At 69.1% G+C, this 15,839-nt stretch carries 12 protein-coding genes; 5 read left to right on the top strand and 7 right to left on the bottom strand.

Annotation, left to right across the window (positions count from 1 at the left end; all coding sequences use genetic code 11):
- Positions 1–41 precede the first annotated feature (41 nt).
- Positions 42–2,267 carry an RICIN domain-containing protein gene (locus tag AB0L00_RS18525; protein ID WP_364435266.1) on the bottom strand — a complete coding sequence of 742 codons (2,226 nt, stop codon included), beginning with the start codon at positions 2,265–2,267 and terminating at the stop codon, positions 42–44.
- 608 nt (positions 2,268–2,875) lie between these two features.
- Between AB0L00_RS18525 and AB0L00_RS18520 the strand changes: the two genes are divergently transcribed.
- The gene (locus AB0L00_RS18520; RefSeq protein WP_364435263.1) at positions 2,876–3,886 is read left to right on the top strand and encodes a LacI family DNA-binding transcriptional regulator; all 1,011 of its coding nucleotides are present in this window, start codon (positions 2,876–2,878) and stop codon (positions 3,884–3,886) included.
- 166 nt (positions 3,887–4,052) lie between these two features.
- Positions 4,053–4,877 carry a polysaccharide lyase family 7 protein gene (locus tag AB0L00_RS18515; RefSeq protein WP_364435260.1) on the top strand — a complete coding sequence of 275 codons (825 nt, stop codon included), beginning with the start codon at positions 4,053–4,055 and terminating at the stop codon, positions 4,875–4,877.
- A gap of 19 nt (positions 4,878–4,896) precedes the next feature.
- On the opposite strand, the gene AB0L00_RS18510 is transcribed toward AB0L00_RS18515, so the two are convergent.
- The 3 genes from AB0L00_RS18510 to AB0L00_RS18500 are packed head-to-tail and all read right to left on the bottom strand — an operon-like array spanning position 4,897 to position 7,537.
- Positions 4,897–5,556, bottom strand: coding sequence for a response regulator transcription factor (locus AB0L00_RS18510; protein ID WP_364435257.1), 660 nt, complete (start codon positions 5,554–5,556; stop codon positions 4,897–4,899).
- Positions 5,553–6,707, bottom strand: a complete 1,155-nt coding sequence (locus tag AB0L00_RS18505; protein WP_364435254.1) for a histidine kinase — start codon at positions 6,705–6,707, stop codon at positions 5,553–5,555. Before AB0L00_RS18505 ends, AB0L00_RS18510 begins: the two co-directional genes overlap by 4 nt.
- Entirely contained in the window at positions 6,704–7,537 is an 834-nt protein-coding gene (locus AB0L00_RS18500) for a type II CAAX endopeptidase family protein (protein ID WP_364435251.1), read from the bottom strand. The genes AB0L00_RS18505 and AB0L00_RS18500 overlap by 4 nt, the downstream gene beginning before the upstream one ends.
- Before the next feature lie 202 nt (positions 7,538–7,739).
- On the opposite strand from AB0L00_RS18500, the gene AB0L00_RS18495 reads away from it, so the two are divergent.
- Positions 7,740–8,087, top strand: a complete 348-nt coding sequence (locus AB0L00_RS18495) for a hypothetical protein (protein WP_364435248.1) — start codon at positions 7,740–7,742, stop codon at positions 8,085–8,087.
- A 488-nt stretch (positions 8,088–8,575) separates the two neighbouring features.
- Here the strand turns inward: AB0L00_RS18495 and AB0L00_RS18490 are convergent, their stop codons facing one another.
- A complete protein-coding gene (locus AB0L00_RS18490; RefSeq protein ID WP_364435246.1) occupies positions 8,576–11,698 on the bottom strand; it encodes a tetratricopeptide repeat protein in 3,123 nt (1,040 codons plus the stop codon).
- Between the two features lie 228 nt (positions 11,699–11,926).
- On the opposite strand from AB0L00_RS18490, the gene AB0L00_RS18485 reads away from it, so the two are divergent.
- Positions 11,927–12,136 (top strand): DUF397 domain-containing protein, encoded by a 210-nt coding sequence (locus AB0L00_RS18485; RefSeq protein WP_364435243.1) that lies wholly within the window; start codon positions 11,927–11,929, stop codon positions 12,134–12,136.
- Positions 12,137–12,216: 80 nt separating this feature from the next.
- Here the strand turns inward: AB0L00_RS18485 and AB0L00_RS18480 are convergent, their stop codons facing one another.
- Entirely contained in the window at positions 12,217–13,092 is an 876-nt protein-coding gene (locus AB0L00_RS18480; RefSeq protein WP_364435240.1) for a helix-turn-helix transcriptional regulator, read from the bottom strand.
- Positions 13,093–13,326: 234 nt separating this feature from the next.
- Here AB0L00_RS18480 and AB0L00_RS18475 point away from each other — a divergent pair, with 234 nt between their 5' ends.
- Positions 13,327–13,971, top strand: coding sequence for a hypothetical protein (locus AB0L00_RS18475; protein WP_364435237.1), 645 nt, complete (start codon positions 13,327–13,329; stop codon positions 13,969–13,971).
- Between the two features lie 171 nt (positions 13,972–14,142).
- Here the strand turns inward: AB0L00_RS18475 and AB0L00_RS18470 are convergent, their stop codons facing one another.
- On the bottom strand, positions 14,143–15,822 hold the full coding sequence (locus AB0L00_RS18470; RefSeq protein WP_364435234.1) for a helicase-related protein: 1,680 nt from the start codon (positions 15,820–15,822) through the stop codon (positions 14,143–14,145).
- Between the last annotated feature and the right edge of the window lie 17 nt (positions 15,823–15,839).

Genomic DNA, 15,839 nt, shown 5'->3' with positions numbered 1-15,839 from the left:
GGCGGAGTGAGGGCGGGGCCCTCACTCCCGTGGCTCTCGAATCAGGGGCCGCTGGTCAGGTAGGCGACGGTGCTACCGGAGCGGACGGCGCCGCCGGAGTTGTTGATGATGTGGTTGATGGTCCCGGTGCCGCCGAGGGAGACGGTGACCATGTCGTGGAAGGCCGAGCCGGTGGACGGGACCTCGATGGCCCGGTCGGCGACCACGCCCGAGTTCGTACTGAAGTAGCAGTAGACGCCGAGCCCCCACGCCTGATGAGAGGTGACGCCCGCGCCGACCTTGTAGGAGGCGTAGCCGTTGGTGCCGCCGCCCGGCGTCCAGCTCGCGTTGCTGGGGACGTCGTACGGCATCTCGGACTGGTAGAAGTACGTGCGGCCGCCGTTGCCGTTCCACACCACCTGGTACTGCTGGTAGTGCTCGGTGAACAGCCCGTACGCCGTGACGTTCGCGCCGTTGACGACGAGGCCGTTGGCCGCGGTGTTGGTGTTCCAGCCGACGGTGCCGCCGTTGCCGTGGTCGGCGCGCCAGAGCCACGAATGGTCGATGATCGTGTTGCTGCTGTTGACCACCAGCGACTGGGCGGCCTTGCCGGCGACGTCGCCGCCGACGCGGAAGAAGACGTCGTGCAGGGTGATGGGGTCGGCGGCGTGGCCGGCGGAGGAGCCCGCGGGGCCGACCTGCATGAGCGTCTGGCTGTTGGTGGTGCCGGCGCTGATGATCAGCCCGGAGATGTCGATGCCGTCGACGTCGGCGGTGGTGATGGCGGTGACGCCGTTGTCCGGTACGAACGTGGCCAGGCCGAGCCCGAGCACGACGGTGTCGGGCCGCGTGATGTTCAGCGGCGCGTTCAGGTGGTAGACCCCCGGGGTCACCAGCAGGTTCTTGCCGGACGCGAGGGCGGCGTTGATGGTCGCCGCGGTGTCGCCGGACTTGACGACGTAGAACTGGGTGATGGGAATGGTCGTGCCGGCGGTGCTGCCGGAAGTCCAGTCGGGCCCGACGGCGTTGGTGCGCTGGGCGGGCACCCGCACGTTGTAGAGGCCGGTGGAGTCGACGTAGAGGTACGGCTTCTCGCGCAGTGTCGGTGTGGCCGACACGTTGGTGTACGTCGGGAACGACTGCCCGGGGGCGCCGGTGTCGCCGACGAACACCATGTTCCAGTTCGAGCCGGTCCAGCTGCCCATCGCGGTGTTGCGGGTGAGGAACTGCTGCTGGGTGCCGGAGTCGACCTGGCCCGAGACACGGCTGTCGCCGATGTATCCGCCGGACGACCAGTTGCTGGAGTTGTTGCCCGAGGTGTAGTCGTCCAGCGTCATGTTGCCGTGGACGTCGACGCGCCGGAACGGGTCGGCCTGCGAGACCGCCCATTCCAGGGTGCCGGAGCCGGGCGTGTCGGAGAGATTCTCGACTCCGCGCCAGAAGTTCTGCGTGGCGTTGCCACCGGACCAGGCCGCGTCCACGTGCACGCCGCCGCCGGTCAGCGAGACGTCGGTGGGCTGGGCGCCGAGCCCGGCCACCTGGGTGTAGAAGCCGACCGGGACGTCGACGTTGTAGCTGCCGGGCATGAACAGCAGTGCGTATCGGTTCGTGCCGAACTGGTTGGTCTGCTGGGAGCCGTAGACCGAGTTGATCGTGGACTGGATGCTCGACGCCGACATCGAAGGGTCGAAGATCTTGACGTTCGGCCCGAGATCGGGGTTGTTCGGGTTGGTCGGCGGCGTACTCCCGCCCACGGGAGTGAGGGTGAACGACTGGGCGTTCGTGCCGTTGCAGGTGTACTGCTGGAGCTGAACGCTATCGGCGGTCGACGCCCCGGGGACGTCCAGGCATTTCCCGCTGTAGCGGTCGGCGAAATGGTAGTTCCCGCCGGACTCCTGCACCGGCTGCCACTCCTGACTGGCCCAGCCGCCGTTCGACCACAGGTGGATCTTGGCGCCGTCGGCGGTCGAGGGGCCGTCGACGTCGATCGCGGGCTGCGACCCGTTGGAGTTGACGATCACGTAGTAGCCGGCGTCGGCGGCGGTCTTCAGCTGCCACTGCTGGGCGGTGCTGGCGTTGCAGGTGTACTGCTGCACGGCGGTGCCGTTGGCGGTTCCGGCCGCGGCGGCGTCGACGCACTTGCCGCTGTTGGCGCTGACGAAGGTGTAGGGCGTGTTGACCGAGATGGCCGCGGACGCGGGCGCTGCGGCAAGGGCGCACAGTGCGGCGGCCGCCAGCGCGGTCGCCGAGCTCAGCGCGAGCGTGCGCCTACCCGACAGATGTCGCATGGGGATTCCTTCGCTTCGAGGTGGATCGCGGGGATCGCAGCGGAGGCATGGCGGATTCCGTGGGCCCGGCGCGCGCCGGCAGGCACGTGCCGGGCCCCGTCGGGACGGTCCGGTTCCGGTTCGGTCCGTCCGTTGCCGCCGTCGAGGCACGGCGGGGCTCAGGGGTGGGTCAGGCGGAGAGGCTCCGGCCGCGGTGAGCCGTGCGAGGGGATGTGAAGGCGTTACCGCGCGGCAACGGGTGACCTGGTCGAGGCATGCCGGAGCTCCCTGTTCGAGACGGCCCGTCGCGCCAGGCGGACGCCGGCGTCGGCGGGGACGGTCGGGGCCGGACCCCGTCACTGCGTGACGGTCCTCGAAGGTCCGATACGTGCGGTGCCACCGCCGACTACCGACCCGGACGTCGCAGCGGCGGCAACTGGAAGGAAACACCGAACGCAACAACGTGTCAATCAGATGACGGATCTTTTTTCTCGGCGTGAAGAAAGTAGTGTCCTCCTCCTGGACACAGCTCTCGCGCCCTCGGATCATGGGTTAGAGGTGGCATGGGGCCCTCGACTCCCCTCGGGAAAGGAGGCCGCATGTAACGGGCGATGAAAGAGGATCAGCCTGTGCGACAGCGAGCAACCGTCCGGCAGGTCGCCGAGGAGACCGGGCTGTCGATCGCCACCGTCTCCCGCGTGCTCAACGGCCAGGACAACGTCGCCCCGCGCACCCGTGAAGTGGTACTGGAGGCGGCCGGGAGGCTCGGCCGCCGACCGCCGCACCGGCGCTCGCCCGTCATCTACGTCCGTTGCCCGTACGTCCTGAGCGACTACTTCGGCCTCATCGTCTCCTCGATCGCCGAAGCCGCCGCCACCCAGCGGCTGGAAGTGCTCCTCAACGCCGGCGAGTCCGCCCAGCGCACCGACGCGCTGCGCGGCCTGCCCGCACGATCCGGGGTCGGCGGGGCCATCCTCATCCTGCCGCCCGAACCCGCCGACGACCTCGTCCGGCTGCGCGACAGCGGCTTCCCCTTCGTCGTCGTCGACCCCCGCACGACTCCCCCGCGCGACATCGCGGCGGTCTCGGCCGCCCACTTCACCGGGGCCCGCGCGCTCATGTCCCATCTGGTCACCCTCGGACACCGCCGCGTCGGCATCATCGCCGGCCCGCGCGACTGGCTGGTCACCGACGCCCGCACCGCCGGTCATCTCGCCGCACTCGCCGACGTCGGCGTCCTGCCCACCCCGGACCTCATGCGGCACGTCCCCGAGCCCACCGTCGACCACGGCCACCGGGCCGCCGGCGAACTGCTCGACCGGCCCGACCCGCCCACGGCACTGGTCGGCTTCAACGACAAGATGGCCGTCGGCGCCCTGCGCGCCGCCGCCGAGCGCGGCCTGCGGGTGCCGGACGACCTCTCGATCGCCGGCTTCGACGACATCGACCTCAGCCGCGCGACGCACCCGCAGTTGACCACCGTCCGGCAGCCGCTGGCCGAGATGGGCCGCATGGCCGTCACGCTCTACACCCGACTGCTCGACCAGCACGAGCACGAGGCACTCCACGTCGAGCTCGCGACCGAGCTCATCGTCCGCTCCTCCACCGGCCCCGCCGTTGTTCGGGGTCCCGTGGGGTGAGCCCGGCAGTTACTGTTAACTACCTTTACAAAATCTGACCGCGTACTTACCATGGCGTCATCGCCCGAGTCTGACCCCCGTCAGGAGACCGATCCGGCTGCGTTCCCGGTCGCCTTCGGAGCTCCGCGCCGCCGGACAGGCGTGCGCACCGTGAAGGAGAACGCGCGTGACAGCAGCGAACGGCACGACGCGGCGTATCCGGAAGATGATCACCGCGGTCGGCGCCATGGTGATCGCGGCGGCCCTGTCCGGTGTCGTCGGCACCGCGACGGCCCGTACCGCGGCCGCCTCCTCCACCGCGCTCGATCCGAGCGTCCCACCGGGCGGCAACTTCGACCTGTCGGTGTGGGAGCTCCAGCTCCCGATCGGGTCGCCCGGCTCTCCGACCACGATCCCGCCCTCACAGTTGAAGGGCGCGGGCGGGTACACGAACCCCGCGTACTTCTGGACCGACAAGAACGACGGCTCGATGACCTTCTGGGACCCCGAGTCCGGGGTCACCACGCCGAACTCCAACTACCCGCGCTCCGAGCTCCGTGAGATGAACGCCGACGGCAGCGCCGCCGACTGGGCGCTGTCCGGCACCCACCGGCTGTCGGCGAGGCTGCGGATCGTCTCGGTGACCTCGAACGTCTGCGTCGGGCAGATCCACCTCGGCAGCGGCGGCTCCTCGACCAAACCGCTGCTCGAGCTCTACTACCACAGCAACGGGGACATCGTCCTCGGCCTGGAGAACTCCCCCGACGGCGGGCAGACCCTCCACACCCTGGCCAACGTGGCGCTCGGCACCCAGTGGAGCTACGTCATCGCGATCGTCGGCGGCCGGATCCAGATCACCGTCAACGGCAGCACGACCAGCTACCCGATCGCCTCCGGCTTCGGCTCCTACCACCAGTATTTCAAGGCCGGCGACTACAACCAGTCCGCGTCGGACAGCACCAGCAAGGGCGCGAAGGTGAAGTTCTACGCCCTGACCGTGGCGCACGGCTGACCGCATGAGAACTCGGTGATCAGGTCACCAGGCCGTTGCGGTAGGCGTAGACCACCGCCTGCACGCGGTCCCGCAGGTCGAGTTTGGTGAGGATGCGCGACACGTACGTCTTGACGGTCTCCTGGCTGATCACCAGCGTCGCGGCGATCTCGCTGTTGGACAGGCCGCTCGCGATGAGGCGCAGAACCTCCAGTTCGCGCCGGGTGAGCGGAACACCGTCCGGCGTGCCCTCGGCGGGACGGATCCGCGCCGCGTACCTGCCGACGAGCTGCCGGGTCACCTCGGGCGCCAGCAGCGCGGCACCGGTCGCGACGGTGCGGATGCCGTTCAGCAGTTGCGCCGGTGGGGCGTCCTTGAGCAGGAACCCGCTCGCCCCCGCGCGCAGCGCCTCGTACACGTACTCGTCCAGGTTGAACGTCGTCACCACGAGCACCTTGACGGGATCGGCCACCCCGGGCCCGGCCAGCAGGCGGGTCGCCTCGATGCCGTCGAGCACCGGCATCCGTACGTCCATCACCACCAGGTCCGGACTCAGCCGGCGGGCGAGGTCGACCGCGGCGCGCCCGTCCCCGCACTCGCCCACCACCTCCAGATCGGGTTGCGCATCGATGATCGTCGCGAACCCCGTACGGATCAGCGCCTGGTCGTCGCAGACCAGGACCCGAACCGGCGCGGTCACGACGGGCTCCCAGCGGGGATGCGCGCCCGGACGACGAAGCCGCCGCCCGCCCGCCGGTCCGCGCTGAACTCACCGCCCAGGGCGTCGACCCGCTCGCGGAGACCGGCGAGGCCCCGCCCGCTCCCGCCGGGAGAGCCGGCCCGCGAGCCGGAACCATCGGTGCTGACCTGCACGGTGATCTCTCTTTCGCCATAGCGCACATGGACGCCGGTACGGCTCCCGTGGGCGTACTTGAGGGCGTTCGTCAGGGCCTCCTGCACGACCCGATAGGCCACGAACTCCGCGCTGCCGGCCGACTCCGCCGGACTGCCCTCCTCGGTGAACTCCACCGGCTGTCCGGCACTGCGCGTCTGCTCCACGAGCGTGTGAAGTTCGCCGACGGACGGCGTCCTGCCGTCGGTGTCGTGGTCGGGGTTGAGCAGGTCGAGCAGGTGCCGCAGGTCGGTGATGGCCCGCCGCCCGGTGTCGCTGACGGCGCTCAGGGTCGCGTCGAGGCGATCCGGTGCGGCGGTCAGATAGCGCGCCGCCTCGGCCTGCACGACCATCGCCGTCACGTGGTGGGTCACGACGTCGTGGAGTTCGCGGGCGATGCGGGTGCGTTCGGCGGCGCGGGTGGCCTCGGCGACGTGGCGGCGGCGTTCGGCCTCGGCGGCCCGGGTGGCCCGCAGCCAGGACCCGACGCCCCATGCGAAGACCAGCACCAGGTAGAACGTCATGTACTCGCCCGGCCCCTCGGTCCCGCCGAGCCGGCCGAGCGCGACCGCCAGCGGCACGTACGCCGCGGAGAGCAGCACCACGGCGACGCGCCGGTGGCGCTCCAGATGGGCGCCCGCGCTCACCAGCGCGAAGGCCAGTGCCGCGCCCGTGAACGTGTGGTAAGCGCGGAGCTGGTCGAGGGCGAAACCGAGCGAGACCAGGGTGAGACAGGCGGTCGGCCACCGCCGGCGCACGGCGAGCGGGAGACACTCGAGGGCGATGACGACGACGGTCAGCGCGTCGGAGGGGCGGGTCGGCAGGCCGCCGACCTGGGTCTGCTGGTCGCGGAACGCCGGCAGGAACGCCAGGGCGACCATCAGCAGCGCGAACGGGAGATCCCGGACCGTGACGTCACGCCGCCGCCACAGGTCCGGGACGCGCCGGAGGTCGATCACTGGGCGAGCGTAGCGGTCGCGGCGGCGCGGGCGCGGCGCCGGAGAGGGACCAGGTTGCCGCGCCGGTGGGCCAGCCACATGAACACGATCGTCAGCAGCGCGCCGAACAGGACCGAGTACACACTCGCCTCCGGCCCGAACTTGCCGCCGCTGAGCAGGGCCTGGCCCGACGTCACACCGTGCAGCAGCCCCTCCGTCTTGCCGTTGCCGGAGACCTCGGTGCCGAAGATGCCGGCCTCCGCGAAGTTCCAGCCGAAGTGCAGGCCGATCGGCACCCACAGGTTGCGGGTGGCGGCGTAGCAGGCGGCGAGCATGCCGCCGGCCTCGATGGCGATGGCGATGGCGCCCCACAGGCTGGCGTCCTTGTTCAACAGGTGCGACAGGCCGAAGAGCAGGCCGGTCAGTGTCAGCGCCACCCAGGTGCCGGTGCGTTCCTCGACGATCCGGAACAGGACGCCGCGGAACAGCAGCTCCTCCGTCACGGCGGCGGCGGCCATGAAGCCGAACAGCCCGAGCGCACCCATCACCGATCCCCAGCCGTCGACCCGGTAGTCGCCCAGGAAGACGAGGTTCACGATGACGGCCGCGAACATCCCGACGCCGATCAGCAGCCCCCGGCCGACGGCGGCGACGGCGCCTTCCCTGGCCACCTCCACCGGCGCGCGGCGCTCGGACCACCGCACCACCCGGGCGTAGACCAGCACCGCGAGAACGGCCGTCACGAGACCGAGGATCAGACGCAGAGGCTCATTGTTCCCCACCGCGGCCACCGCTTGACCGCCCACGAACGCGACCAGCGCGACGGCCACGAGCTGCTTCAACAATCGCATGATGATTCCTTCGCGAGATTGCGCGGCCGGAGCGCCGCGGCGATGGCGAGAACGCTATGGATTCAGCGGTCTGCAAATCGTCACCGCGCGGTGGACATTCGCCGGTAGCTCGCATGGGGGACGCAGCGCGCTGTCCCCCGTGTGAGCTACGTGCGACGCCGGTGACGGCCCGGTCGTCCTGGCCGGGCACTCGCTGGGCGGAATGATCGCCGCCAGATACGCCCCCGGCCATCACCAGGTCAAGGGGCTCGTCCTGATGGACGCCACTTCACCGACGTCGGTCGCCGACATCACCCAGACGATCCCCGCGTCCGCCACCGGCCCGGCGGCCGAGCTGCGCGCCCAGACTCTCGCGGTGGACCGGGGCGAGAGCCCGGAGAAGCTCGTCATCACCGACGAGAAGGTGCGCTCTGCCGGGAACATCCCGGTGCAGGTGATCAAGCATGGCAAGCCGTACCTCGCGGCCTTTCCCAGTACGGTCCCGCCCTGGAGCGGGCGTGGACCGCAGGCGAGCACAAGTGGCTCGCGGTCTCCAGGCGCAGCAGGCTGAGCATCGCCGCCAACAGCGAGCACTACATCTACCTCGACCGGCCCGATGTCGCCGTCCAGGCCATCCAGCGCGTCACCGCCCAGGCCACGCACTGAGCGACCGCCCCCGCCTCGGTCGCAACCGCACACGGGGGACGTACAAGCGTGAGGGGTTCCGGCGCTACTTCGCCGGAACCCCTCACGAGCGCGTTCTCGCTACACCCGCACGCCTATCCGTGGAACGAATTCGGCATCCACTGAAGAGCACCCATCACGGTGGCGGCAACCAGAACGGCCTTCAATATCTTTTCATGCTTGAACATTCAAAATCTTTCTAATTCGGCGATTCGATCGCCCTTCGATCGAACTACCTCAACCCTAGACGATCACGCGGAACCTGAGGAGCGAAAATAGAAAAAAGATCGGACCGAAATCTCGTGTCCACCAGAGTGTTCTGCCACGCTGAATAGCCTCACCGCATACGTCGGCGAGGTGAGGTTGAAATGCTTATCAGTCGGCCAGGTCGATGATGTCCAGGCGAATCTTCACCGCTTCGATCTCTGGGACGATGTTCAGTTGTAAGAACAGGTCGTAAGCCTGGCGCCAGTAGATGCGTGCGGCGTCATGTCCCTTGGTCAGACTCGTCACGTGGCCGAGCCCGTTCAGCGCCTGAGCCTCGAGGTAGGGGTCGCCTATCTGCTGGGCCAACCGGCGGGCGGCTCGATAGTCATCGGTGGCGACCGGGTACTGGCCCGTGCAGACGCGTACGTCCGCGATGCCGAGCATCCCCCGGATCTTCTCGCTCGTGTTGTTGATCGTCCTGGCCACGGCCACCGCGGAGCGATGGCGGATCAGCGCCTCGTTGTACTGCTCCAGGCCGGTGAGCGCGAGCCCCATATTGTTCAGAACGTTCGACTCATTGATCCGGTCCCCGGTCGCCGAGAACTCGGCGAGGGCCTCGCCGTAGTACTTCAGGGCGGTGTCATGGCGGCCGCGATAGCGTGCCACGTCGCCGAGATTATTGTCCAGGATCGCCTTGTTACGCCGCCCCGTCAGAGTCCGATAGATGTCGCGCGACTTCTGATACAGCTCATAAGCGTCGCGATGGTAGCCGAGCAGCAGATGGGTATGGGCGAGGTTGCTCAGCGTCGTCGCCTCGCCGCGCACGTCGCCGATGGAGCGGAAGCTCTCAAGTGCGTCATGGAAGCTGCGCAGCGCTTCCTGATGCCGCCCGACCTGCGCCAGCATCATTCCGAGGTGATTGAGGCACTCCCCCTTCCCACGGGGGTACTCGGCGTCGCGATAGATATCGAGGGACTCGCCGAAATAGGCGAGCGCCTCCCGATAATTCGACGACGACCACGCCACCAGGCCTATCTGGTCCAGTGCGGCGGCTCTGAGGGCCGCCTCGCCCGTACGGTGCGCGATCTGCTCGGCCTTCGTGGCGTTCGCGAGCGCCTCTTCCATCCTTCCCAGCCTCCACTGCACGACCGCCAGGTCGAATTGCGCCTGGGCGGCGGCCTTGGGGAGCTCGAGTTCGAGGGCGACGTTCAGCGCACGTCGGTGCATCATCTCCGCCTCCTCCCACTGGGAGGCGGAGTCGAAGTAGCGGGCCACCGTCTTGGCATAGTCGATGGCGTGAGCGTTCCAGGCGTGATCAGCGGCGTACTGAATCAGGCGGACCAGGTTCTTCCGCTCGGCTGACAGCCAGTTCGTCGCCGCCTCCTCGTCCGCGAACGGCTCGACCGACACGGATCGGTCGGCGGCGGTCACCCCGGCACGGATGTGGTGCGGAAACAGCGTGCCGTCGGCCATGTCGGCCTTGAGCAGGTAGTAGTCGAGCACTCGCCCGACAGCACGCCGAACGTCGAACTCTGGATCCTCTCGGGCCGGAAGGGCCGTGGCGTACTGCCGGACCAGATCGTGGAGCTGGAACCTGCCCGCAGAAATCTCCTCGATCAGATAGTGGTCGGCGAAATCGGCGAGGCTTCGCTCGGCCTCACCCACCGGTATGCCGGCGAGGACGGCGACGGCAGCGGCCGTCAACTCGGCGACCGGGCTGATGCCCATGCGCCGGAAGATTCGCCGTTGCGTGACCGACAGGTCACGGTAGGAGAGGGCGAAGGTGGCCGCCAGTGCCGGATCCTGCAGGTCGGCGATGTTCTCGTGCGGCCCGCGCAGGTCCTCGGCCAGGGTCTCGATCGAGGAGACCTGTCGGTCGCGCCATCGCGTCGCGGCCAGGCGGATCGCCAGCGGCAATCCGCCGCACAGCCGCACCGCGCCGGCGACCGAGTCGGGCGCGACGACGGCCTCCGGGTCCGCGATCCGCGTGAACAGGGCGATGGCGTCCGCCATCGGCAGCACACCGAGTCGGTGGTGACGGCCGTTGATCCCGGCCAGGTGGCGGCGGCTGGTGATGATCACGCGGCAGTCGGAGGTGCCCGGCAGGAGTGGCCGAACCTGGTCCTCGTTGACGGCGTCATCGAGTACGACCATGGCCCGGCGCCCCTCCATCACGTCACGCCACAGCCTGACTCGTGCGGCCGTGTCCTGCGGAATGCTCGTGGGCGCGATGCCGGCCAACTGGAGAAGTTCGGACAGTGCGGCGGCCGGGCTCTCGGGTAGGTGGTGCGCGTCGTGGCCGTGCAGCGGCAGGAAGAAGCACCCGTCGGGGAAGTGATCGGCGAGGTCGTGGGCGGCCCTGACCGCGAGGGCCGTCTTCCCGACGCTGGGCATGCCCTCGATCAGCACCACATCGTCCGCCGTGCCTGTGCGGGCGGCCAGCGCGGCGAGTTCTTCGGCGCGCCCGGTGAACTCCGGCACCGGTGGCGGCAACTGGTCGAGCCCCGGTATCGGCTCCGACGCCGCACGGTGGGGCGCGGCGACCGCCGAATCGTGCTGCCGGATGCCGCGGAACAGAGCCTGAAGGCGAGGCGACGGTGCCGCACCGGCGTCCTCACGTAGCCGTCGGGCGGTGGTCTGGTAAAGCCCGAGCGCGTCGGCCTGCCGACCGCAGCGGTAATAGGCGATCATCAACTGTCCGACGAAGGATTCGTCCAGCGGATATCTTCCGATCAAGTTCACCAGGGAACCGACGATCTCGGCGTGGTTCCCGACGGCGAGCTCCATCTCGATCAGTTCACGGGTCATCGCTCGGTAGTCTCCGTCGAGACTCACCCGCATCTGGTCGACCCACTCACCGGAAATGCCGGTCAGCGGTTCCGCCCGCCACAGGTTCACGCCTTCGCGGAGCAGTTTGATCGCGTCTCGTGTGTTGCCGCTTTGCCGCCTGGAAATGGCCTGGTCGTGGAGCATCCGAGACCGGAAGAGGTCGACGTGCTCGGGAGACACCTCCAACGCGTACGCTCCGGGCGTCGCGGCCAGGCGAACGGCCTCGGCGACGCCGTACTTCTTGAACCTCCTGCGCAGACGCGACAGATCTGTCTGCAGGCTCTGCCGTACTTCAGCCGGTGGATTCCGTCCCCACACGCGATCGATCAAGGTCTCCACGGAGACCGGGCGCCCCTCGGCGAGCAAGAGAGCGGCGAGGAGCAGGCGCTCCTTGGCAGTCCCGAGATCCACCCGAATTCCGGTCAACCAGAATTCGATTGGCCCGAGCATCCGGAATTCCACCGGAACCCCCCACGCGTTTCTTCCCCTGTGACATTTACTTTTTCCTCCTTCTCTTACGTGAAACGGGGGGATGGCTGTCCAGCCTTGGTCAACGCGTCTTACCGGGTCTCTTCCCATCGCCGCATCACCGGTTCGCGGCCAGATTTCCGCCCCGTTTCCTGCCAGCGGCGTGTCCGATGGTCGACTCGCGAGGCGGTGAGGGATCGCCTCGATGAGAAAGGGGGCCCCATGAGCGAGGCCATGCAGGGGATGATGCCGGAGCCGGGCGAGTTCCAGAGCGCCTGCGACTACGGCGCGTGCGTGGAGGTCGCGATCACCGAGGTGGTGGCGGTCCGCGACTCGAAGGCCGGGCAGGACGGGCCGGTTCTGTGGTTCAGCCGCTCGGAGTGGGAGGCCTTCGTGGCCGCGGTGAAGGCCGGCCGATTCAGCGTCGGCTGACGCGCGCGCGGTCAGAACCCGGGCGCGGACGCCGACGATCCCTGGCGTCCGCTCCCGGGTCTGAACGGTCGGGACCATGCTCAGCTCTCGATGGTCCGCATCTGGGCCGTCAGCTCACGCAGGAACGCCTGCGCCTCGTCACCGAAGACCGCGGTCTTCCGCAGTGTCGACCAGCGGTTCTGATAGATCGCCACATCGTCGGCGTCGGTGACGGTAAGAGGGGCATGGTCGAGTTCGATCAGGACCAGGGCGTCGTCGCCGGCGTCCCCGTCGTCGAGGATCGAGAAGCCCTGGAGGTACGGCGCCTCCGCCTCGGCCGACAGGGGGATCAGCCCGACCGAGACATTGTCCAGCGTGCTCACCGTCGCGACCCGATCCAGCTGTGCGATCGCGAGCCGCGGCGGACCGGGACGCCACCGAAGTGCCGCCTCGGTGATGAGGAACTCGTATTCCCTGTCGCCTTCGTACAGAGCGAGCTGGCGGTCCAGTCTGGCGGCCACCGCGGCGGCGACGCTCGTCCCCGGAACGCTCGACTTGAACATCGCGAACACCCGCTGCGCGTAACCGGACGTCTGCAGCAGGCCGGGAACGAACGCCGGCTGGAAATTGCGTATGCGCTGGGCCGTCTCCTCGCGCTCGCGTATCTCGTCCTGAAGATGGGGCCGGCCCTCGAGCGCCGCCTGCCAGGCCTCCACGCCGGTGCGAGCGATCTCGTCGAGGGCGGCGAGCAGTCGCTCGGTCTCGTCGGACGCGCCGACCGCACGGGCCCAGGCGGTGATCTCCGCAGCGGACGGCTGGGCGGTGCCGGCCTCGATCCGCGACACCTTGGACTGGCTGATGCCGATCCGCTTCGCCAGATCCCTCCCGCTGACCCCGCTCATGTCGCGAAGGACGCGCAGTTCGCCGGCCAGTCGCCGTCGCTTGTCGTACACCGGGTCACGCCTGTCACCGGCCACGGCCATCACCTCAACCCGGGGTTCGACGTAGATTCAGCGCGATGCGAAGTATGTCACAGCAAGCTAGGGATGCCCTAGATGCTCGCGGGAGAGTCAACCACCCGACCGGGATCCCGTCAACGCGCGGACAGCTCGCCCGTCTCGGTATAACCTGCTCGTCGATCACCCTCCGTCGGACGCTCCCCGTCCGACGATGGTGATTCAGTTTGATTCAGATCGATTCGAAAGGACCTCGTGATTCCCCCTCTCCATCGAACTATCATCGCGATCGACGCCGAAGGATCGACCCGTCTGACCGACCCGGCCAAGGGGTACCTGCGCAGGGCGATGTACGACCTCTTCGAGCAGGCCCTGGCCGCGGGCGGGGTCACGGAGCCGTACCGTGACTCCTTCCTCGACCGGGGCGACGGCGTGCTCGCCCTGATCCACCCCGTCGACCAGGCTCCCAAGACGGTGCTACTCGACACCGTCGTCCCGACCCTGGGCACCCTCCTCGCCCAGCACAACCGGCGTCACCCCGAGCGGCAGTTCCGGCTGCGCGTGGTCGTGCACGCCGGGGAGGTGACCTTCGACGACAACGGGTGCTTCGGCGAAGCCCTCGACGTCGCGTTCCGGCTCCTGAACGCCGGCCCGGTGAAGCGGATACTGGGCGGCAGTGACGCCCCGATGGTGCTCGTGGTCTCCGACGACGTGTACCGCTGCGTCGTACGGCACGACTACGACGGCATCGACCCGAAGGCGTTCTGCCGGCTGATGCTGCCGCGTACCTCGCACCCGGTGCGTTCGGCATGGGTCCGGGTCATCGACGCGTCCAAGGGCGTCGCGGAGCGCCCTTACGACCCGGTCACGAGGCTCGAGGATTACCGGCGCCGCGCCTGATCATCCGTTCAGGCGCGACCGATGTGAGGGGCACCTCCAGGCCGGAGCCGGAGTGCCCCTCTCATCGGAGGATCCGAGTACGACGACGCTCTCTCAGGGCGGGTACGTCGGCCTCGCGGACGAGTCGCGGGAAGAGGGGGCGGCGGCCCGCGGACCGGCGCCCGAAAGTGCTCACCACGCGAATGGATCATCACCGTCGTACCAGTCGAACCTGGCGCGGTGGCAGGCGTCGCATCGCTGGAACCACGGGGCGCACGGCCGAGCGCACGATACGCAGAGCGACGCGTTGACGAGGGGTCTACGTTGGGCGACCAACTCGACGATGCGCCGGGACGCCGCTTCCTCTCCGGCCGCGGCCTCTTCGTGATCCACGCCGCCGACGGCCCCGAAGGACCGGCCCGCCGAACTCAGGTCGCGCATGACGGCGGCATGACGTTCCGCCTCGTCGAGGCTCATCCGGGAGATCACGGAGTCGGGACGAAGGATCGTCCGCAGAGAGCGGTCCGTCAGCACCGCGGCGGCTATCTCGGGAAAGGCGCCGCCCGCGTCCACGGGGAGGGTGATGAGCCGCCACACCGTGGGTCCGTCGCCGGGCCACGGAGCGTCCACTGCCACGGGGGCGCGGACCGTGGCACGGGCCGTCTCCCACATCGTGAGTAAGGTCTCGATCGACGCGGGACGCAACCAGGGATGGGCCGAGGCCTCGCGGCGAGCCGCCTTCCGCCAACCGCGCAGGGCATACGGGATCTCGGCCGGGGTGGGGTCGCCCAACTCACCCCAGTCCGGGCGAAGGCTCGCCTTGATGATCGAGAGGTCAGAGGGCGCGCCGTTCGCCACGGCGACGGCGGCACGCACGAGCCCGGCGTCCGGCGAGAACCCCGGGATGCCGCCGGCGTACGTCGCGACGAGGCCCTCCCCTGCGGCGAAGCCTCGCCGTCCGGCCCGTCCCGCGATCTGGGCCGCCTCCCACAGTCGCAGCCGACGGCGCTCCTTGCCGTCGAACTTGCCGGTCTCTGCGAAGGCCACCGCGCGCAGCGGCAGATTGACCCCGTGTCCGATGACGTCCGTTGTGACGATCACTTCGACCTCGCCGGTGACCAGCCGCTGGATCTGCTCCCGGCGCGCCCCGGGAGGCATGGCTCCGTACAGGACGGTGGCGCTGCGACCGTGGTCGATCAGCTCCCGGTGCAGGGCCAGCACCGCCCTGCGGCTGAACGCGACCACGGCCGAGCCGGCGGGGATCGTTCGAGGGCCGATCGCGGGTGCGTGGGTGAGCTCCGTACAGCGCGAATGCTGCACGATCTCGAGGTGACCCGCCTGGGCGAAGGCGGTGCGCAGCAGGGCGTCGGCTTCGGGGGCGGCCGTGACGTGGATGTAACGGTGGGAACCCGTCAGCAGGAGCCGGGTCCAGGCATGGCCTCGATCGCGATCGGCGAGCCAGTGCGCCTCATCGAGCACGAGCGCGTCGCCGCAGGTGCGCGCGGACTCGGCGGTACATGAGACGACGTCGGCCTGCGGGTTGATCCGCTCTTCACCGGTCACGAGACCGACGCGCTCGTCGGGGAGATGTGCGCGCAGCCTCTCGTAGACCTCTCGGGCGAGCATCCGCAGCGGAGCGGCGTACGTGCCCGACAACCCCAGTCGGGCCTGCGCGATGAGGAACTCGATCCCGTCGTGGGTCTTTCCGGAGTTGGTGGGCCCCAGGCGCAGGACCACCCGCTCCGGCGCTGTCGTCCGCGCCGCGAGGCGGACCCGGGCCCGTGCCGCCGCCTCCCGCTCCAGGCCGCGCAGCCTACGTGACTCTTTCTGCCTGGCCTGACGCCGCTCCCGAGCGAGGTCCCGATCCGTCACGCTTCCTCCTTGCGGTC

Origin of the sequence: Actinoallomurus sp. NPDC052308, assembly GCF_040679195.1 — a bacterium.
In the GTDB taxonomy this organism is placed as follows: Bacteria; Actinomycetota; Actinomycetes; order Streptosporangiales; family Streptosporangiaceae; genus Actinoallomurus; species Actinoallomurus liliacearum.
Note: the sequence above shows the minus strand (reverse complement) of the source record. Positions and strands in the feature narration are given on the sequence as shown.

Bases quoted from the DNA above. Each gene is read 5' to 3' on its own strand.
- AB0L00_RS18525 (WP_364435266.1), bottom strand. From the start codon at position 2,267: ATGCGACATCTGTCGGGTAGGCGCACGCTCGCGCTGAGCTCGGCGACC.
- AB0L00_RS18500 (WP_364435251.1), bottom strand. From the start codon at position 7,537: ATGCGATTGTTGAAGCAGCTCGTGGCCGTCGCGCTGGTCGCGTTCGTG.
- AB0L00_RS18495 (WP_364435248.1), top strand. From the start codon at position 7,740: ATGATCGCCGCCAGATACGCCCCCGGCCATCACCAGGTCAAGGGGCTC.
- AB0L00_RS18485 (WP_364435243.1), top strand. From the start codon at position 11,927: ATGAGCGAGGCCATGCAGGGGATGATGCCGGAGCCGGGCGAGTTCCAG.